Source organism: Psychrobacter sp. WY6, from assembly GCF_018448495.1.
GTDB lineage: Bacteria > Pseudomonadota > Gammaproteobacteria > Pseudomonadales > Moraxellaceae > Psychrobacter.
Map to the genome: position 1 here is coordinate 3,127,056 of NZ_CP049902.1, position 20,736 is coordinate 3,147,791.

The following is a 20,736-nucleotide window of genomic DNA, read 5'->3' on the forward strand; positions in this document are numbered from 1 at the left end:
CGTTTGGGCTCTTACTTTCTATGAATAAACCGCTAACCCCCAATACTGAACAGGTCAATCGTGTTTTCACCAGTCGTATTATTATCCTTGGAATTCTGATATTTATTGGATTGAGCGGCTTGATCGTGCGTTATGGTTACCTGCAAGTCTATGCGCACGATAAGTATACGACGCAAGCAGACAATAACCGTATTAAGCTGATCTCTGCACCGCCCAGCCGCGGCTATATTTATGATCGCAATGGGATCATACTGGCAGACAACCAGCCCGTATTTACGGCCATGTTAAGCCCTGATGAAGTCGAAAATCCAGAGCGTACGCTAAATTTGCTTGCGCCTATTTTTGAGCTAACAGATGAGAATATTACCGATATTTTAGCGCGACTGAGTAAAAGCAAAAACGATCCTGTGACCATCAAAATTGACTTAACCGATGCCCAATTGGCGCAGTTTAGTGAGCGCAAACCCTTTTTTCGCGGTGTGACCATTCAAAGCAAGCTGACACGTTCATACCCTTATGACGAGCTATTTGCACACGTCATCGGCTATGTTGGGCGTATCAATGATAAAGAAACCAAACGCATTGACAAAGATCGCTACGCTGGCACTGACCTTATCGGTAAAATCGGTATCGAAGATTATTACGAGGATATATTGCTAGGGCAACCGGGTTATCAGTCGGTAGAAACCGATGCTCTTGGCAATATTTTGCGTCAATTAGACACTAAACCACCCGTAGCTGGTAATGACATTACGCTGAGCTTAGATTATGGCTTACAGCAAGTCGCCCAGCAGCAGCTAGACGGTCGTCGCGGCGCTATCGTGGCAATCGATCCAAAAAATGGCGATGTATTGGCGTTTGTCAGTAATCCAAGCTATGACCCCAACCCTTTTATCTCAGGCATCTCCTTTAAGGATTATGGCAATCTGCGTGAAGATCTGGATCAGCCGCTCTATAATCGTGCGCTACAAGGGATGTATCCTCCTGCCTCCACTATTAAGCCTTTTGAAGGCTTAGGCGGCATTCATTATGGGCTGCGTAATTGGGAAACCACTATCTATGATCCCGGTTATTTTAGCTTACCGGGAGACTCACATCGATTCCGTGACTGGAAGCGCGGTGGTCACGGGTCAGTAGATCTTAAAAAATCAATTATGATGTCGGTGGATACCTAATTATAAATTGGCCTATGAGATGGGCATCCAGCGCCTACACGATTGGATGACACGCTTTGGATTTGGTGAGCCGACAGGCATTGATTTGCCCAATGAAAAATCAGGAATTATGCCATCACCGAAATGGAAAAAAGACACCTATGGTAAAGGCTGGTTGCCGGGTGAAACCATCTCAGTCAGTATCGGGCAGGGTTATTTCTTAGCCACACCATTACAGATTGCCAATGCAACCGCCATGACAGCGAATAAAGGCTATCACATTACTCCGCATCTACTAAAAAGTAGCGATGGTGCAGCACAAGTTAACGTAATCACTAAACCAGATGGTAAAATTGACTACAATGGCAAACCCTCTGACTGGTTACGTATGCATGATGCGATGGAAGATACAGTCAAAAGGGGGACTGGACGTGGGATTTATACGCCGCGCTATCGTATTGCGGGCAAAACAGGTACTGCGCAAGTCAAGTCCATTGCGCAAGGCAAACGTTATGATAAATCTGCCATAGACAAACGTCACTGGGATCATGCTTGGTTCAATGGTTTTGCACCCGTAGAAAATCCTGAGATTGCGCTTGCCGTATTGGTCGAAAAGATGGCGGGGCGGTAGTAAAGTCGCTGCACCGATAGGTCGCGCACTATTTGACTACTGGATATTACAGCGCAAAAACGACCCTATCTTGCCACCAACGGCTGATCAACTAAAAGTCATCAAACGCCAAAAAGCTTTTGAAAAATTGATGCGTGATGCCCAGCGTGAAAAAGAAGAAAAAGCGCTAGAAGAAAAGGCAGAGGCGGAAGCAGCTACGGCCACTACGACCTCTGAGTAAAAATACGCTAAACGAGATACGGTACATATAAATATTATGAAAAAATCTATAAGCAGCGCGAGCATAGGAACAATCATAAGAGCAAAAACTATAGCTGCGGGCGACGTGCGGATCATTGTGGTCAGTTTTAAACGCCGTGTTGTACGGTTTATCGACGCAGAGGGTCTACGTCCGACCCCAGATCGCTTGCGAGAGACGCTGTTTAGCTGGCTACTTCCTGATATTCATGGCGCTTATGTGCTTGATAGCTGTGCCGGTAGCGGTGTCTTAGGTTTTGAAGCACTGTCTCGTGGTGCCGCGCATACCACCTTTATCGAAATAAATCCTGCGCAAAGTAATATGCTACGTCAAAGTGCTGAACAGTTGCATCTGAGCACTGATACCCATCAAATTATCCAAGGCACTGCAGAGAGAGTATTGATGCAAGAGCAGATTGTTCCGCGCCCTTTTAATATTGTATTTATCGATCCACCGTATGCTCAAGATCTGTGGCAACCTATTTTAATGGCATTGATTACCCAGTCATTAATTGATAGTGAAACCCTGATTTATCTAGAAGCGGATAAAGATTTAGAGAGCCAATTGAAGCAACTGGAAGAGACGCTTAATAAAAATCCAGATATCCAATCAGGTACTATTCAGCAAATAATCCGCTTTGAATGTGTCAAACAGACCAAGGTTGGACAAGTTGTTGCTGGACTTTATCGTTTATCATCGTCATAATTGTCGGGTTAATGCCTGCCATTAACAAATTTTACAAATGTTTAGAACCGCTAAAAACTGGCCAACGCTGCAGTTTAATGTATATAAGGCGAAAATAAACCCCAATGCAGCTTGCAAGCGTAGGCACTACTGCTTATAATGTGCAGTCTGTTTTTTGAGAGCCCCGTTCCCAGCTAAACTCTCAACGAATTCTAATTTTAAGGTTTTATCATGAAAACACTTAGTGCAAAACCAGCTGAAGTGACCCATGACTGGTATGTCGTAGATGCTGACGGCAAAACCCTTGGTCGCTTAGCCACTCAAATCGCTAGTCGCTTACGTGGCAAGCATAAGCCTTCTTTTACGCCGCACGTTGACACTGGTGACTTCATTGTTGTCATCAATGCTGATAAAATCACGGTAACGGGTAAAAAAGCGCAAGATAAAAAATACTATCGTCACAGTGGCTACCCAGGTGGTATCAAGGAAACCAACTTCAGTAAGTTGCTTGCACATAAGCCTGAAGATGTTCTACACAAAGCAGTTAAGGGTATGCTTCCAAAGGGCCCTCTTGGCTATGCGATGATCAAGAAGCTGAAGCTATATGCGGGTACTGAACATCCACATACTGCACAGCAACCTAAAGAACTAGACATCTAAGGATATACTTATGGAACGCAATTACGGAACTGGTCGCCGCAAGACGTCTACTGCTCGTGTCTTTTTAGCTAAAGGTACTGGTAGCATCGTTGTTAACGGTAAGCCACTTGATGAGTATTTTAGCCGTGAAACTTCACGTATGGTTGTTCGTCAGCCTCTAGAATTACTTGACTCACCTACTGCTTATGACCTTTACATCACTGTAAAAGGTGGCGGTATTAGTGGTCAAGCTGGCGCAATCCGTCACGGCATCACGCGTGCATTGATTGAGCTAAACGAAGCCAACAAACCTGCACTAAAAGCAGCTGGCTTTGTTACTCGTGACTCACGTCAAGTTGAACGTAAGAAATTGGGTCTACGTAAAGCACGTAAACGTCCACAATTCTCGAAACGTTAATCAAAGCTATCTCTTATCTTTTTGCGGCTGTTGTCTTTATCTCAGAGCGACAGTCATAATATTAAAGAAAAGAGTAGATTTGCAAAACCTTATAAGCTGTTCGCAGCTTATAAGGTTTTTTTATGGCTGATGACTTTTGCATTTGCTCGTGATTTTGTGCGTAAACCACCTTGCAAAGCAATGCTGACTACCCCATCATGATGATAACTTTTCATTATTAGTAACAATTTTATGAAAGCGCCTGAACAATACGACCCCAGCAAACCATCTGCCAAAAGCAGCCTGCCACTGCCAAGTACACAGCAGCCTGCTAAGTCCCCAACGATACCTGCTGGCATGCCAACGATTACCCAAAATCATAAGCGCACAGCACCCATAGAAAAAAAGCCTTTTCAATGGCAGTTTTTGTTGCCTAAATATTGGGGCATTTGGCTATTGGCAGCAATGATCTTACCCATCATATATTTGCCGCTACGATGGCAGTTTTGGCTGGGACGTCAGCTGGGCATACTTATCTATAAAATAGCAGGCTCACGTCGGCGTGATACGCTTATCAATTTGAAACTGGCTTTTCCAGAAAAACCAGACGTCGAGCGCGAATTGATGGCAAAACAAGTCTTTGTCAATCAGGGCATTGGTGTTTTTGAAACCTTATGCGCTTGGTATCGTCCAAATGTTTTTACTCGTACCGTTTCAATTTCAGGATTACAGCACGTTATCAATGCACAGAATGAGGGTCGTCCTGTTATTTTACTGGGCGCTCATTATACGATGATCTGGGCGGCATGCTCTGTACGCAATTTTTTCCGATGGATGGGATGTATCGACCGCAGAATAACGCGCTACTTGATTGGTTTGTTTATAATGGTCGTGCCAGTATTCTTAGCAAGCAAATAGCCAGTCGTGACATGCGCAGTTTTGTTGAATCAATTAAAGCCGGTCACGTGATTTGGTACTCACCTGACCAAGATTATGGTCTAAAACAAGGCGTCATGGCACCATTCTTTGGTGTGCCAGCAGCGACTATTACAGCATCACGGCGCATGGCAAAATTGGGCGACAAGGCACATCCACCCGCATTAATGGCGCTGCATACTTACCGGCAGACACCAGACAGTTTACCCAAAGGCAAACGCCCGCACTATCATCTAACGATTACCCCAGAAATTCAAAACTATCCAAGTAACGATGAATTGGCTGATGCGATGCGAGTCAATGAGTTGCTAGAGGGGTTGATTCGTATTGATCCCACTCAGTGGATGTGGTTCCATCGTCGTTTCAAAAATGGTCCTGATGGTCGTACTGATATCTATAAGTAAGCGTGTATTGCTACGAAAGATCGCCAGAAAATTTGCTATACTTTGCAGCTTATATTTTTTATATTACCTACATATAAATAACAATGAATTTACATTGAAAACAAAACTTTATAAATAAAACCTTGATGAACCAAATAATGGATTTACCATGAATAACACTCATATTTCTGACAACCAAGCTCCTGATCACTCAACGCAAGCCAAGCGTATTTTGACGGGCATCAAACCGACGGGTACCTTACATTTAGGAAATTACGTTGGCGCGATTCGTCCAGCCATTCAGTCTATCCAAAACAGTGATGACGAAGCATTCTTTTTTTAGCAGATTACCATGGCATTATCGGCTGTTATGATCCTGCTATTATTCATGAATCGACCAAAGCCATTGCAGCGACTTGGCTTGCCTGTGGACTTGATCCTGAGCGCGTCACTTTTTACCGTCAATCAGATGTGCCGGAAATACCAGAGCTTGCTTGGATTTTGAACTGCTCATGTGCCAAAGGTTTAATGAATCGTGCTCATGCTTATAAAGCAGCTGTTGATATTAATATGAAAAAAGAAGACGTCGATCCTGATCAAGGTATCAACATGGGATTGTTTGGCTACCCTGTACTCATGGCAGCAGATATCTTGATGTTTAATGCCACACATGTGCCTGTCGGTCGCGACCAAATTCAGCATGTTGAAATGGCACGTGATATGCTGGTACCTTTAATCATCGCTATAAAACGCTCTTTACCTTACCATTTGCCGTTGTAGATGACGATATCCCATTACTAACGGGTTTGGATGGTCGCAAGATGAGTAAGAGCTATGGCAACACCATTCCGCTATTTGGTGATTCTAATCCACAAGTTAGCGCCGAAAAGCAGATGCATAAGGCCATCATGAAAATTGTGACCAACTCACAATTACCTGCTGAGCCAAAAGACCCTGACGACTCGGCTATTTTTGAGATTTATAAAGCCTTTGCGACCCCTGCTGAGTTGCCGATATGCGCGCGCAGTTTGCTGCTGGTATTGGCTGGGGCGATGCCAAGCAAGCCCTGTTTGAGAAAATAAATACGGAAATAGCACCCTTCCGCGCGCGTTATGAGCATCTTATGGCTAACCCAAAAGAGCTAGAAGAAATCTTACAAATGGGTGCAGAAAAAGCCCGTCGTCATAGCCGTAAGCAACTAGATAAAGCGCGTCGTGCCATTGGTATCCGTCCACTTGCCAAACTTAAAATCATTTGATTATGTTAACCAAGATGGATACTAAGCGTGCAGACTGAGCTAAAAAATGAACAAGCGGCTTTACCAAAAGCCGCTCTTCTTTTAACTGTGCCTCAAGCCTCTGATTCTTTAGATATTAAGCGCGCGCACGACGGCTCAGTTATCAATGATATGTCTTTACGCATTTACCAGACATCCGTACAACATCTACCAGAAGATCTCTATGTGCCGCCGCAAGCCTTTGCCATTTGGCTTGAGCAGTTTGCCGGACCATTAGACTTTTTATTATATTTGGTCAAAAAAAATAATGTTGATCTGACCCAAATGCCGATACTACCCATAACTGAGCAGTATTTGGCTTACATCAGCGAATTAGATACCGAGCATTTTGAATTGGCAGGCGATTATCTGTTGATGGCGTCCACGTTGATTGCCATTAAAACCGAGCTGTTGCTGCCCAAACCTGAAACTCCGAGCGATGAGCGTGATCCAAAAGCAGAACTGATTGAGCGCCTTGAAGAATATGCGCAAATCAAAGTAGCCAGTCAACGCTTAGATAATCTGGTGCGTCTTGAGCGTGATGTGTTTTTAGCCATGGTCAGTATGCCCGGTCAAGACGTCATGAATGCGGAATTACCTAGCTATTCGCCAAACCTTTTGATTGACAGCTTATTTAAAATGCAACTGCAGCCCGATTATCAAATGCATACCATTAAAGTCGACGCTGTTCCCCTTGCTGATCGTATTGCCAGTATTAGCCGACAGCTCAGTACGGATGGTGAGCACTCTTTTTATGAGCTACTAGATAAAACACAAGGTAAAATAGGTGTGGTTGTCAGCTTCGTCGCCATACTAGAGCTGATAAAACGACAGTTGGTTGGTATCGTAAATACTGAGTTAGAAAGTCACCCTACCACTGACAATAATGATGCTGAAGACAGTCATATTAAACCCTTAACGTTACAGTGGTTGGCATAGTTATTATCGACCTGTCTATTCCTATAAATATCGATACACATTATTATTTAAAAAGAGTCGCTTTCTAATGACAGATACTGACAATACCAAGCAAGATTATGACAAACCACCCTCATTATCTAGCGCTTTACTGTCATTGACCGATGAGCAGCGACAGCATCTAGAAGACTTAAGCAAGCATATCGAAGTGCTATTACATGCGTCCGAAGCGCCCCTCACCGCCACTGTCTTAAGAAAACACCTGTCTTTAACGGCTAAAGAGCTAACACAGGCTTTGGCGCTACTAAGACAGCGCTTGGATATGGGCGTACTAAGCTTGCACGAAACTGCCAGCGGTTATCGACTGCAAATCGCGAATAACTATAGTGCATTAATTCAACGCGTCTTCCCGCAGCGCCAAGAACGCCTGAGCCAAGCCTTACTTGAGACGCTTAGTGTGATTGCTTACAAGCAGCCAGTGACTCGTAGCGACATAGAGCACGTGCGCGGTGTCACGCTATCGAGCAATATACTGCGTCAGTTGTTCGATAAAGGCTGGATTGAAGAGAAGGGCTACAAGGAAACCTTGGGTCGCCCAGCATTGCTACATACCACGCCACAATTTTAGATGCCTTTGGACTGAGTGAGTTGAGCGAGTTACCACCGATGCCAGATATCAGCGCCATCAAAGCGATGTCTTAAGCCTTTAGAGCGTGAAGCCTTTAAAAAGCGTTAAGCAATTAAAACATAGTATAGAAAAGATTTAGCATTATTCTCCAGAGAATCTTTATTCAAAAAAAAACAGATCGCATAGGATCTGTCTTTTTTATTTAATCAATAAAGCCGTTGATTAGCCATTAATAATTGGCTCTTGCTAACGGCCTATTATTGATTGATAACATCAACGCCTTTTGGTGGCGTAAACTTAAACTGACTGCTACTGATGCTTGGGTTTAGTTTGATACTACTGAATTTGATGGAAGTGGTTTGACCAAGGCTGTCATTTAGCACCATCATTACTGGCTTCCCACCACTAAAACTCATTGATAAGCTCTTAAAGCTGGCACTGTCTGATTTTGGGTACAGCACGTAGTAATTTTTATTGTCATATGGCTGGGTAATTTTAAAATTCTTGTCAATTTGGCTTGGGTCGCCTGATAACAGCAGTGCTGGTGTATTGCCAACTTGGCTGTCAACGTTTTGCTTGGTCGCTTGCTCTAAATCCTTGTCATAAACCCACATGGAGTTACCATTAGCGACGATCAGTTGCTGTGATGGCGACTTTGTTTCCCAGCGGAAATTATTTGGGCGTTGTACACTCATCGTACCCGTAAAAGTACCACTGTTGGCACCTTTGGTCGTTTGGCTAAAGTTAGCCGTCATGCTTTTGGTATTTGTCAGCAGCTTGTTTAAACGTTTGGCAGCGGTCAAATTATCAGCTGGTGCAGCAGTAGCTGATTGTGTCAATACCATCATCGGGGCTGCAACACCAAGCGATGTCATTAATACACCAGCTAAAGCACCGTTCATCATTTTTTGTTTTAAAGTTGTTTTGTTGGTTAATAAAGTCATCATAAATCCTCTCTAAAAATGCATAATCGCTTAAAAATTGTCGCTTTAAAATAAGACATCTTATTAAAATTTTGTTTTCCATAAATGTTTATCTAGCAACCATAAAACGGGTGCTTATAAACAATGACAACAGTGTGCCAGTTTTTTTATTACACGCCTAGTCATGATTTGCAATCTTTACTACCGCTGCCATACACGCTTGTAACTACTCTTTTGAGCATTTTTGTGATCATAAGTGGCTACACAATAATAAACCGCATGGATGGTGAGTTTTTTGACTATTCATTATTTTCTAACGTTATTTACTAATATTGTTTAGCAGCATAAAGCCAATTTAGCATCCTTAACCCCTACGAAAATAACTAAAAAAAAGCCCCTACTACCAAACGGTAATAGAGGCTTTTAGTCATCGGATTATTTTAGTCTTTGACTAAAATAACCTAGATGGGCAATTATGCGCTTTCAACCATTACATAACGACGGTTGAACTTACCTTTGGTCGCAAACTTTACTACACCGTCATTCAGTGCAAATAAAGTATGATCACGACCCATGCCAACGCCTTCGCCTGCGTGGAATTCTGTACCACGTTGACGAACGATGATGTTACCAGCTGTGATAGCTTGGCCACCAAAGATTTTAACGCCTAGCATTTTTGGGTTTGAATCACGACCATTACGGCTTGAACCGGCAGCTTTCTTATGTGCCATGGGAAAATCTCCTTGTTAATTTGACTTATCGCTGATGCGATAACTCTTAAGCATTTAGTGCACTATTTAGCAGTAATTGCTAAGTGGATAATTAGGCATTAATAGCTTTGATTTTTAACAAGGTATACCATTGGCGGTGACCTTGCTCTTTGTGATAATGCTTACGACGGTTGTGCTTAACGATACGAATTTTTTCGCCGCGACCATGTTCAACCACTTCAACTTCAACACTTCAACGCTTCACGATTACTCGATCAGTCTCGCCGTCAACAATCAATCACACACATCTTCGAATTTAATTGTTGCGCCAGTTTCTGCTTTTAGTAGTTCAACTTTAAGCAACTCATCGACAACTACACGGTGCTGTTTACCACCAGTTTTGATTACTGCGTACATTGTATGACTCCGTTTAACCCGTGTGCCGTGGCTGATGTATACCAACGCTTTTACGACGAACACGACAGGGAAAAATTAAAGGCAAGATTTTACGGCTTTTTGCTCATAAAAGCAAGCCGTCTATCTCACTTGTTTAACTGGTTTTTGTAAGGCAGTTACACGAATAACCACCTCACTTTTTATTATATCTACTGCTGATTAAGAGCGCATCCAAGATGCTACTCCAACAAAAAAACACTATATAATAGCGGCTATTATAACTTATATAATCAGCGACTTACAGCCTTTTATACATCTCTTAAACGACCTTAAATGTCACCGATAAATGACCATTAATTCTAGTGAAATTTCAGCCAATTTTTACAGTTTTTATGTCAATTTCTATATATAGTAAATCTTATGCAAAAGATAGGCGCGATGTTTTAGGCACGTTTTAACCCACAATCTAAAGGCATAGCTATGCTATTATAGAAAATAATGCCTGACCTATCTATAAAACTAAGGCTATAAAAAATTCTCTTTATTCTTATTAATATGACTATTTATTATGACCAGCATCCCTTCACATAAACAGATTCAATGACTCAATCAACGCCTAATTATGCTGATATTCAAAGTATCGTGGCGGATGATTTTGAGATTATGGACAAGCAAGTATTCGGTAATCTTAATTCCAAAGTTCAGCTGGTAATGAGCGTCTCGCAGCATGTAATCAATGCTGGTGGCAAACGTATGCGCCCGCTGATTACCTTGTTATGTGCACGCATGTTTGAGGACAAGCCCTCAGAAAAAGCCATGCATCTAGCCGCTATTACTGAAATGCTGCAGCGACCTTTTCATGACGATGTGATTGATGAGTCAGGACAGCGCCGTGGTAAGCCAACTGCTAATGCCACTTGGGATAATGCCACCGCGGTACTAGTCGGTGACTATCTGATTGCTCGCGCCTTTAATTTATTAGTTGGCTTCCAAAGCTTACCACTGTTGCAAGTATTCTCAGATGGCACCTGCGATATCGCTGAAGGCGAAGTATTGCAGCTCCAGCATCAGCACAACCCTGCCGCGACAGAAGAGGACTACTTGCGCATTATTGACGGTAAAACCTCGCGGCTGTTTATGATGGCGACTCAAGGCGCTGCAATTTTACAAGACAGAATAGAGTATATGCAGGCTTTAGGCGATTTTGGTCAGCACTTTGGCAATGCTTTTCAAATTATCGATGATGTGCTCGACTATAGTGGTGATAGTGAGGTAATGGGCAAAAACCTAGGAGACGACCTCGCTGAAGGTAAGCCAACCCTACCGACCATCAAAGCGCTTGAGCTGCTAAAAGATAGCGACATCAAAGGCTATGAGCAGTTGCGTGTCGCTGTACAAACTGGGAAGACACCGAACGCTGAGCAGCTTATTGAGTTAGTGCGCCGCTCAGGATCATTAGATTACTGTAAGCAGCGGGCTTGGGAAGAACCAAGCTGGCGCAACAAGCACTGAGTACGTTACCTGACAATCGTTATCGCACAGGCTTATATCAATTGACTGAATTGGCTAGCGCACGCTTGCTGTAGTCAGTATCGTCATAACAGTTGTCAATACTTGCGGATAGTAGCCATTAGCTGTTGATAAAGACCATTAATGAGTAATTGTGTTAATGGTCACAGTTAATAGTTGCTAAAGTTTTTGTTTTGTTGGCAAACCTTATTTATCATTCATTAAAGACCTTACAATCTATATGGTTATGCTATTTTCACAAAAGTTTACAATTATTTCTCATTGACCGTTGTATGACTGTACATTAGCTGTTAATGAAGATGGCGCTTGCCATGACAGCATTTAATGCATTCACAAAAGCTGATATTACGATTTCTAACCATAAATCCTGCGATCAACTACTTGACTGTGGGGTTATCCCGATAGTTTATATTACTCGTTAACTTTACTAATCAAGGTTGTGGTTTGGCTACAGCTTTGATGCTTAAGATTCTTACACATACTTATACTTGATACTTATAGTCAGTTCTTTTTAAATAAGATACAATCGTTTTAAAACAAGCGAAATGGCAGAATAACAAATGACCTATTCAGCAGATTTTCGAGCACAAGTGATTAAAAGTGTCAAAAACAAAGACATGAGTATCCGTCAGGCTTGTACTTTTTATAATATTAGCAAAACCGCATTACAGCGCTGGCTCAAAGATTCAAGTATCAAACAAACCCGGAATAAACCACCGACTAAAATACCGAATGAAGCACTCTTAAAAGACGTTGAACAACATCCAGATGACTATTTATATGAGCGAGCTAGGCGATTCAACTGTAGTAAGACCGGCATGCACAATGCTTTAAAACGCCTAGGTATCAGTCAAAAAAAAGACCTTAGAGCATCCAAAAGCCTGCCTGATAAAAGAGCGTCGTATCAGAGTAAGCTTGATAGCTTTACACAGCAAGGCTATCCCATTGTGTATATGGATGAAAGCGGCTTTGAGGCTGAAACTATAAGACCTTACGGATACTCACCGATAGGCAAACCCTGTATCGACAGCTTCAACTGGCAAGCAAAAAAGCGCACTAATGTCATCGGTGCTTTGTATAAAAAGATGCTGTTTGCGCTTGATTACTTTGAACAAAATATCAACAGCCATATATTTTATGACTGGTGCAAGTTCACGCTAATTCCAAGTCTCAAGACTAAATGCGTGATCGTTATGGATAATGCCCGCTTTCATAAGAGCAAGCGTATTCAAAAACTACTGAACAGGCACGGTCATCGTATTCTATGGCTGCCACCCTACAGTCCTGATCTAAACCCCATTGAAAAGAAATGGGCTCAAGCTAAGTTTCTACGCCAAGGGTGGATGGAGAATAATCTGCCTAAGCTATTTCAGGATATGGGCTGTATTTATTTTATTGTGAACTGACTATATCGCTATTAGAGGTTCTAATAGTGATGTTTGGCTAAATTCATATTATTAAGAACAAATTTAGCCGAGAAAGTAAAGATCATTAGAATCAATACTCATTTTTATATTCAATACGCTTAGATTTATTGATAAACTTTTTATACTGTCATTACTTATTTTATACCTATTGCCGAGGACATTGATGAAGCACTCTACTCTTGCGCTTGTAATAGCATCTGTACTATCTGGAGCTGTACTGATTGGCTGTGACAAAAACGAGGACGCCGCTGGCGCAGATGCCGCACAGCAGCAGATGCCGCCTGCGGTTGTTAACGTCCAGACTGTCACGCTCGATACTGTACCCCAAGTACAGACTTTTTCTGGACGTACCACGGCTTATCAGACTGCCGACGTCCGCCCACAAGTTAATGGCGTTATTGACGAAGTATTGTTCCGTGAAGGCGGCAACGTCAAAAAAGGCCAGCCACTTTATCGTATCAATACTGATAACTACGCTTCTTCTGTCACCAGTGGTCAAGCAGCAGTGCAACAAGCACAAGCAAATTACCAGACAGCACAAGCAAATAATGCCAATGCAAAAGCCGAGCTAGCCAGCCGTCAAGCATCATTAGCACAAGCGCAAAATGATTTACAGCGCTTACAAGGCTTGGTCAGCATCGACGCCATCTCAAAGCAGCAGTATGAGCAGGCACAAACACAAGTACGTACTGCACAAGCAGCGGTACAAAGTGCGGCCGCCGCTGTTGGACAGACACAAGCAGGCATCGAAAGTGCAAAAGCAGGCATTCAGACTGCTCAAGCGGGGTTAGATGCTAGCAACCTAGATCTTAACCGTACCATCGTACGTGCCCCGCTATCGGGTCGTACTGACCGTTCTAGTGTCACCGCTGGTACTTTGGTCAGCGCAGGTCAGGCTGATCCGCTGGTGACTATCTCACGCTTGGACCCTATCTATGTTGATATCAGTCAATCATCCTCTGAGCTATTAAAACTGCGTCAGCAAATCGCTGAAGGCAAAGCACAAGCAGGAATGAACTCGGTTGAGTTGGTATTAGAAGATGGCTCAGTCTACCCAGCACGCGGCAAGCTCGCTTTATCTGAAGCAAAGGTTGATGAATCAACAGGCGCTGTGACCTTGCGTGCTATTTTCCCTAACAGCAATAACATCTTGCTGCCTGGTATGTATGTGACGGCACGTTTGACACAGAGGAGATTACCAATGCTGCATTGGTACCGCAAAGCGCCGTAATGCGTACACCGAAAAGTGAGACGCAAGTTTACATCGTTGATGAAAATAATAAAATCCAAGTACGTCCTGTCACTATTAATGGCACTTATAAAGGCCAGTGGGTTGTCACTGACGGCTTACAAGCAGGGGACAAGATAGTTGTTATCGGCGGCTCAAAAGTTAAGCCTGAACAAGAGGTGGTCGTTAAGCCATTAGAGAATCCAAACCCAGCACCAGCTAAAGAAGGTGCCTCTAATGCCCAGACGCCGCCGCCAGCTGCTAAAGCGATGGATAAGCCAGCTAGCAAAGATGCCACTGCTCAGAAACCAGCAGAGTCTACCGCTAACTAATTCCATTCAAAGATAGGAAGACTAGGAATATACTATGTCACGTTTTTTTTAATCGCCCTATTTTTGCATGGGTTATGGCTATTTTAGTCATGCTCATCGGGGTGATATCGGTCATTAACTTACCGATTGAGCAGTATCCACGTATTGCACCACCGACGATTTCAGTCAGCGCAAGCTATCCTGGTGCTAATGCTCAGACGGTTGAAGATTCAGTCGTTCAGATTATTGAGCAACGCATGAAGGGTCTTGATGGTCTGATGTATATGTCGTCATCGAGCTCCTCGAATGGTGCTGCATCCATTACGCTCACTTTCGAAAATGGTACAGATTCTGATACTGCACAGGTACAGGTGCAGAACAAACTCCAAGCCGCCATGAGCTCACTACCTGAGTCGGTACAGCGTCAAGGCGTCAACGTTAATAAATCCTCTAGCAGCTTTTTAATGGTGCAAGGTTTTATTTCTGAAGATGGCAGCATGGATCGTGCGGATATCGCCGATTATGTCAACTCAAACGTTGTTGACCAGTTAAGCCGTGTGGAAGGTGTTGGTGAAGTACAAGTTTTCGGTTCTGCTTATGCCATGCGCATTTGGTTAGATCCGGCGCGCTTACGTAGCTATAACATGGTGCCAGCGGATGTGGTTGAGGCAGTACGTGCACAAAACGCCCAAGTATCTGCCGGTCAGCTAGGTCAAGCACCTGCTGATATCAGTCAACAGGTTATCAATGCGACTGTCACGGTTCAAAGCTACCTACAAACGCCTGATGAATTTAAAAACATTCTATTAAAAACGGATACCGCTGGCGCAAAAGTGCGTTTAGGTGATGTGGCAGAAGTTGAGATTGGTAGTGCAGACTACGGCGTAGTGTCGCTATACAATGGTAAAGAAGCAGCTGGTCTTGGTATTTCATTGGCGGGTGGCGCAAACGCACTGGAAACTCGTGAAGCTGTTGGGGCTCGTATGGCAGAGCTGGAAGCAAACTTCCCAGCAGGTCTAACATCCGTTATCCCTTATGACACCACACCATTTGTGCGCTTGTCTATCGAACAAGTGGTTATGACACTGCTTGAGGCAATTGTTCTCGTATTTATCGTTATGTTCGTTTTCTTACAGAACTGGCGTGCGACTATCATTCCTACTCTTGCCGTACCTGTCGTACTACTTGGCACCTTCGCTGTGCTTTACATCGCTGGTTTTAGTATTAACGTCTTGACCATGTTTGCCATGGTACTATCCATCGGTCTGTTGGTCGATGATGCGATCGTCGTCGTCGAAAACGTTGAGCGTATCTTGGAAGAAGATCCTGATATCTCTATCAAGGATGCTACCGTACAATCAATGGGCGAGATTAGTAAAATCGTTATTGGTATTGCGCTGATTCTATCTGCCGTATTCGTACCGATGGCGTTCTTCGGTGGCTCAACAGGTGTGATTTATCGTCAGTTCTCTATCACCTTGATTACCAGTATGGTGCTATCGGCCTTAGTGGCGCTTATTTTTACCCTGCCCTTTGTGTGACCTTACTCAAGCGTAGCAAGAGCCATGATAAAGGCAATACAGAAGAGCAAAAAGGCTTCTTTGGTTGGTTTAACCGCTCGTTTTATAAAGTCAGTCGTAGTTACGAGAATTTAGTTGGCAAAAGTTTCCGCTTGAAGTGGCTATACTTAATTCTTTATGCTGCCATTATCGGTATTATGGCGGTGGTATTCTTACGTATTCCCGGCTCGTTTTTACCAGAAGAAGATCAAGGTATTATGTTTACCTTGGTTCAGTTACCTGCTGGTGCGACGCTTGATGAAACGCAAGAAGTGCTCGATAAGTCAGTGATTATTACAGTACCCAAGAAGGCGATAATATCGCTTCAGTCTTTACGATCGCAGGTTTTAGTTTTGCAGGACAAGGGCAGAATATGGGACTGGCCTTTGTACGTTTATCTGATTGGGCTGATCGTCCCGGTGAAGAAAACACTGCACAGGCTGTCGCTGATCGCGCCATGGGTTACTTCTTTACCCAATTAAATGAAGCACAAGTATTTGCGATTGTACCGCCAGCCATTACCGAACTTGGTAACGCCAGTGGTTTTGACTTAATGATTCAAGACACGGGTAACCTTGGACATGAGGGTCTACTCGAAGCACGTAATATGCTGTTGGCATGGCTGCGCAAAACGACAAAGTCGCAGGCGTTCGTCCAAATGGTCAAGAAGATGCACCGCAGTTAAAAGTGAATATTAATCAAGAGCAGGCCGCTGCTTATGGCTTGTCACTTGCTAGTATTAATAGCGTTATTCTACCGCTTGGGGCTCAAGTTATATTAATGACTTCGTCGATCGCGGGCGTATTAAACGCGTCTTTGTTCAAGGTGAACCAAGCAGCCGCACTAACCCTGAAGATATTGCAAAATGGTATGTACGCAACGATGTAGGTGAAATGATTTCATTGATGCGTTCTCTAGCGCGAATGGCAATCTGGCTCACCCGTCTGACCCGTTATAACAGCTTACCATCGATGAATATCAAGGTAGTGCTGCACCCGGTAATACGGGTGAAGCGATGAGTTCAATGGAGCAATGATGGAGAATCTGCCCGAAGGTGGGGCTATGAGTGGACGGGTATGTCACTTGAAGAGCAAAAGTCAGGTGCTCAAGCGCCGATGCTATACGCGCTTTCAATCTTGGTGGTATTCTTATGTCTAGCAGCCTTGTATGAAAGCTGGTCTATCCCCTTCTCTGTGCTATTGGTCATTCCACTTGGGGTATTAGGTGCAGTCATCTTTACTTGGCTACGTGGCTTTAATAACGATATTTATTTGCAGGTAGGTCTACTCACAGTCGTTGGTCTATCCGCTAAAAATGCTATCTTGATCATTGAGTTTGCAAAAGAGCACCAAGAGGAAGGCTATAGTCTGAGAGAAGCCGTCATGACAGCCGCGCGTCAACGTTTGCGCCCGATTATCATGACCTCGCTTGCCTTTGGACTGGGTGTTGTGCCATTATTTATCGCCACAGGTGGTTCAGGCAGTCAAAATGCCATCGGTACCAGTGTACTAGGTGGCGTCGTGACCGCGACATTGTTAGGTATCTTCTTTATTCCCATGTTTTATATTTGGGTACGTAGTATGTTCCCGTACAAATACGAGAATAATAAACCAAACGATAAAGATGATGATAATAGTACGCCTGACCCGAAAAACCCAACGCCTTCTGAGAATTATCAGCCTGCAAGCTTTGGAGACAATACACAATGAGTGTTCAGAAAACATATAACACTCAGCAGCGGTAGCAAACATTGCTATCACTGCGCAACCAGCGGGCTCACATATGCGCAGAAATGCTGGTCGCCTAATCGGCTTGACCGTTTTAGCGATGAGCATGGCTGCTTGTAACACGATTCCAAAAGCAGATATGCGCCCTGTGCTTGCTGAGCCAAATATCCCTATCGAACAAACCTATGGGGCATTCGATAAAGAAACGGTTAGTAGCGCTGATCAAGCAAGTATTGCGGGTCAACGCTGGCAGAATTTTTATAGCGATGAGCGTTTAAAGGGCTTGATTGCTTTAGGGTTAGAGAACAACAAAGATTTTGAAAGTGCTCGTTTAGCAATCGAGAAAGCACGCGCACAGTATCAAATTACCGATCTTAATGATCTACCAGCGATTAATGGTAATGGTGGATACACGCGTCAAGCACAAAATAGAACCGACAAAAACCCCAATAGTAGTTATAACGTCAACCTAGGGTTGGCTAATTACGAGTTGGACTTTTGGGGCAAAATTGCTAGCTTAAAAGATCAAGCGCTACAGAATTTCTTAGCCACTACAGCGGCCAAAGATTCGACCCAAATCAGCTTGATTAGTAATATCGCTCAGAGCTATGCCAACTTGAGCTATAGCTTAGCGCAGTTAAAGCTGGCAGAAGCGACGGTTGAGAGTCGTGAAAAGTCCCTGTTTCGCTGATAAACGCTTTGAAGCAGGCATTGCCGAAGCTGCCATCTTGCAAGCCAGTGCGTCATTAGAAAATGCCAAACTTGCTGTCCTACGGGCACAAAGCAGCATTTTAAAATCACGTAACGCCTTACAGTTCTTGGTGGGTGGACCGATTCCAACCAATCTAATTCCAACACCAGCAGTCAGCAACATCACTAGCCAGCAGATATTTAGTGCAGGCTTACCAAGTGAGTTGACGTTATCGCCCAGATGTACTGCAAGCAGAATACAACCTAAAAGCCGCTGGAGCCAATATCGAAGTGGCACGAGCGTCTTATTTCCCGTCTATCAGCTTAGCAAGTAGCATTGGGGTTAGTAGCGGCAGTTTAGATGACTATTCAAAAGCGGCGCTGTCGGTTGGTCGTTGGCCAAGCATAGCGTGCCTATCTTTGACGCTGGTCGCTTAGACGCCAATTACGATGTGGCTAAAATTGAGCGTGAAAACGCTCACAGGCTACGAGAAATCGATCCAAACCGCATTCCGTGAAGTGTCAGACGTACTCGCGACACGAGCCACGCTGGGTGAGCAGCTCGAAGCACAATACCGTCTACAAGATAACTTTGAACAAACATTCCAGATAGCAGATGCACGCTTTAAAGCAGGTATTGCCAACTATCTAGATGTGTTAGATGCACAGCGTTCATTGTTCTCAACGCAGCAAGGTATTTTGGATTTAGAGCTACAAAAAATTGTGAGCCAAGTCGAGCTATACCAAGTGCTGGGTGGCGGTGCTAATTTGGATGTACCAACGGAGATTCCTGTACCGCATAAAAACTTAGTGCAACTAGTGAATCTACCGGCCAATAGTAATAAAGCAAAAGCGGCGAATGCTATCGATGCGGCTAGCTCAGCGCGGGTTGCTTCTGCACAAGAAGCAAACGCCATAAACAAGCGCAACCATCGGAAACGGCTACCTTTGAGCCGACCGCTGTCGTTGACGTCAATAATGATGGCAAAAAAGATGCTGCCGTAGGAGTCGTTACCAAACAGACGACGTATAACGAAACCAGTGTTGAGCAAGTACCGGTCACGCAGATCGTTGAGCCTTAAATACTGATAAATAGTGTGAGGTGATTTCCTTCACATTGATAGTCGATAAGTACAAAAAGCCCTACCGACTTGGTAGGGCTTTTTGCTTTTTTAAGGCGCTTTTAGTTATAGTAGGGAAATTAGCTTACACATACTTTTATCCACTTATTAATGTCCGTGATATAAAAAAACATATGCTTCAAAACAGCTTATTTAATCAAGCTGATAAATAACAATGACTAAAATCTAATGAGGACAAATCATGACTTATACCTTTAACCGTCAATTCCCTGAAACTCGTCTACGTCGACTACGCTACAACGATAACGTACGCGCGATGATTCGTGAAGTTGAGCTGCATCCTAAGCACTTTATCGCCCCTGTCTTCGTCTTAGAAGGCAAAAATAAGCGCGAAGCAATCGCTAGTATGCCAGGCGTCGAGCGCTTATCGATTGACCTACTGATCAACTATGCCAAAGAATTATTAAGCGAGGGCGTCACTACCATCGACATCTTCCCTGTTATTGATAATTCCTTAAAAAACCCGACGGTAAATCAGTGATATGATGAAAATGCCCTTACTGCTCGTACCGTAAAAGCGATCAAAGATGCTGTGCCTGAAATGGTAGTAATGACCGATGTGGCGTTAGATCCTTATACTTCGCACGGTCAAGATGGACTGCTGGATGATTCAGGCTATGTGATTAATGATGAAACGGTCGAAGTATTGGTCAAGCAAGCATTGGTACACGCTCGCGCTGGTGCTGATATCATCTCGCCTAGTGATATGATGGATGGCCGTATCAAGGCCATGCGTGACGCCTTTGAAGCCGAAGGCTTTGTGAATACCGCTATTATGGCTTACTCTGCCAAATATGCTTCTGCATACTATGGCCCGTTCCGTGATGCAGTCGGCAGTGCTGGCAACCTAAAAGGTGGACACAAGAAACAGTACCAGATGGATTTCGGTAATCGTGCTGAAGCGTTGCACGAAGTGGCGATGGACATAGCCGAGGGTGCAGACATGGTGATGATTAAGCCGGGTCAGCCGTATTTAGATCTGATTCGTGAAGTTAAAAACACCTTTGGCGTACCGACCTTTGCTTATCAAGTGTCTGGCGAATATGCGATGCATATGGCTGCGATTCAGAACGGCTGGCTAACCGATGCGGTTATTTTAGAATCGTTGATTGGTTTCCGCCGTGCGGGTGCTGATGGAATTTTGACGTATTTTGCGCTAGAAGCCGCTCGTCAATTGAATAATGCGTAATAAATTAAGCAGCTTTTTAT

At 43.8% G+C, this 20,736-nt stretch carries 9 protein-coding genes and 11 pseudogenes; 17 read left to right on the plus strand and 3 right to left on the minus strand.

Translation table 11 applies throughout. The annotated features are described in order from the left end of the window. The first annotated feature begins 20 nt into the window (after positions 1-20). The 8 genes and pseudogenes from mrdA (at position 21) to scpB (ending at position 7,958) form a co-directional block, all read left to right on the plus strand. Positions 21-2,005, plus strand: a pseudogene (gene mrdA, locus G7Y90_RS15670) (penicillin-binding protein 2). Positions 2,006-2,041: 36 nt separating this feature from the next. Beyond that, complete coding sequence (gene rsmD / locus G7Y90_RS15675; protein ID WP_284143758.1) at positions 2,042-2,728, plus strand: 16S rRNA (guanine(966)-N(2))-methyltransferase RsmD; 687 nt, start codon at positions 2,042-2,044, stop codon at positions 2,726-2,728. A gap of 210 nt (positions 2,729-2,938) precedes the next feature. After that, positions 2,939-3,367: a 50S ribosomal protein L13 gene (gene rplM / locus G7Y90_RS15680; RefSeq protein WP_045447009.1), complete on the plus strand. Its 429-nt coding sequence runs from the start codon at positions 2,939-2,941 to the stop codon at positions 3,365-3,367. Positions 3,368-3,377: 10 nt separating this feature from the next. Beyond that, complete coding sequence (gene rpsI / locus G7Y90_RS15685) at positions 3,378-3,764, plus strand: 30S ribosomal protein S9 (RefSeq protein WP_045451158.1); 387 nt, start codon at positions 3,378-3,380, stop codon at positions 3,762-3,764. 336 nt (positions 3,765-4,100) lie between these two features. After that, positions 4,101-5,083, plus strand: a pseudogene (locus G7Y90_RS15690) (LpxL/LpxP family acyltransferase). A gap of 148 nt (positions 5,084-5,231) precedes the next feature. After that, positions 5,232-6,320: pseudogene (gene trpS, locus G7Y90_RS15695) on the plus strand (tryptophan--tRNA ligase). Positions 6,321-6,470: 150 nt separating this feature from the next. Further along, complete coding sequence (locus G7Y90_RS15700) at positions 6,471-7,277, plus strand: segregation and condensation protein A (RefSeq protein WP_226950294.1); 807 nt, start codon at positions 6,471-6,473, stop codon at positions 7,275-7,277. Positions 7,278-7,413: 136 nt separating this feature from the next. Then, a pseudogene (scpB, locus tag G7Y90_RS15705) lies at positions 7,414-7,958 on the plus strand (SMC-Scp complex subunit ScpB). Between the two features lie 183 nt (positions 7,959-8,141). Here the strand turns inward: scpB and lolA are convergent. From lolA to rplU, 3 genes and pseudogenes are all read right to left on the minus strand, one after another. Beyond that, positions 8,142-8,828, minus strand: a complete 687-nt coding sequence (lolA, locus tag G7Y90_RS15710) for an outer membrane lipoprotein periplasmic chaperone LolA (protein WP_193008349.1) — start codon at positions 8,826-8,828, stop codon at positions 8,142-8,144. A gap of 452 nt (positions 8,829-9,280) precedes the next feature. Further along, entirely contained in the window at positions 9,281-9,538 is a 258-nt protein-coding gene (rpmA, locus tag G7Y90_RS15715) for a 50S ribosomal protein L27 (protein ID WP_055123782.1), read from the minus strand. 91 nt (positions 9,539-9,629) lie between these two features. Further along, a pseudogene (gene rplU / locus G7Y90_RS15720) lies at positions 9,630-9,934 on the minus strand (50S ribosomal protein L21). Between the two features lie 579 nt (positions 9,935-10,513). Between rplU and G7Y90_RS15725 the strand changes: the two are divergent. From G7Y90_RS15725 to hemB, 9 genes and pseudogenes are all read left to right on the plus strand, one after another. Continuing rightward, positions 10,514-11,499, plus strand: a pseudogene (locus G7Y90_RS15725) (polyprenyl synthetase family protein). 504 nt (positions 11,500-12,003) lie between these two features. Then, positions 12,004-12,849, plus strand: coding sequence for an IS630 family transposase (locus tag G7Y90_RS15730; RefSeq protein ID WP_250162852.1), 846 nt, complete (start codon positions 12,004-12,006; stop codon positions 12,847-12,849). Positions 12,850-13,033: 184 nt separating this feature from the next. Beyond that, positions 13,034-14,430 (plus strand): annotated as a pseudogene (locus tag G7Y90_RS15735) (efflux RND transporter periplasmic adaptor subunit). Positions 14,431-14,519: 89 nt separating this feature from the next. After that, positions 14,520-16,192, plus strand: a pseudogene (locus tag G7Y90_RS18145) (efflux RND transporter permease subunit); the annotation flags it as partial. Positions 16,193-16,305: 113 nt separating this feature from the next. After that, a pseudogene (locus G7Y90_RS18150) lies at positions 16,306-17,677 on the plus strand (efflux RND transporter permease subunit). A 73-nt stretch (positions 17,678-17,750) separates the two neighbouring features. Then, positions 17,751-18,386, plus strand: coding sequence for a TolC family protein (locus tag G7Y90_RS15750; protein WP_250162855.1), 636 nt, complete (start codon positions 17,751-17,753; stop codon positions 18,384-18,386). Further along, a complete protein-coding gene (locus G7Y90_RS15755; protein WP_250162856.1) occupies positions 18,364-18,720 on the plus strand; it encodes a TolC family protein in 357 nt (118 codons plus the stop codon). The genes G7Y90_RS15750 and G7Y90_RS15755 overlap by 23 nt, the downstream gene beginning before the upstream one ends. Beyond that, a pseudogene (locus G7Y90_RS15760) lies at positions 18,677-19,390 on the plus strand (TolC family protein). The gene G7Y90_RS15755 and the pseudogene G7Y90_RS15760 overlap by 44 nt, the downstream one beginning before the upstream one ends. Positions 19,391-19,708: 318 nt before the next feature. Further along, positions 19,709-20,716: pseudogene (gene hemB / locus G7Y90_RS15765) on the plus strand (porphobilinogen synthase). Positions 20,717-20,736: the final 20 nt, after the last annotated feature.

Bases quoted from the DNA above. Each gene is read 5' to 3' on its own strand.
- G7Y90_RS15730 (WP_250162852.1), top strand. From the start codon at position 12,004: ATGACCTATTCAGCAGATTTTCGAGCACAAGTGATTAAAAGTGTCAAA.
- G7Y90_RS15750 (WP_250162855.1), top strand. From the start codon at position 17,751: ATGCGCAGAAATGCTGGTCGCCTAATCGGCTTGACCGTTTTAGCGATG.
- rsmD (WP_284143758.1), top strand. From the start codon at position 2,042: ATGAAAAAATCTATAAGCAGCGCGAGCATAGGAACAATCATAAGAGCA.
- rpsI (WP_045451158.1), top strand. From the start codon at position 3,378: ATGGAACGCAATTACGGAACTGGTCGCCGCAAGACGTCTACTGCTCGT.
- G7Y90_RS15700 (WP_226950294.1), top strand. From the start codon at position 6,471: ATGTCTTTACGCATTTACCAGACATCCGTACAACATCTACCAGAAGAT.
- lolA (WP_193008349.1), bottom strand. From the start codon at position 8,828: ATGACTTTATTAACCAACAAAACAACTTTAAAACAAAAAATGATGAAC.
- rplM (WP_045447009.1), top strand. From the start codon at position 2,939: ATGAAAACACTTAGTGCAAAACCAGCTGAAGTGACCCATGACTGGTAT.
- rpmA (WP_055123782.1), bottom strand. From the start codon at position 9,538: ATGGCACATAAGAAAGCTGCCGGTTCAAGCCGTAATGGTCGTGATTCA.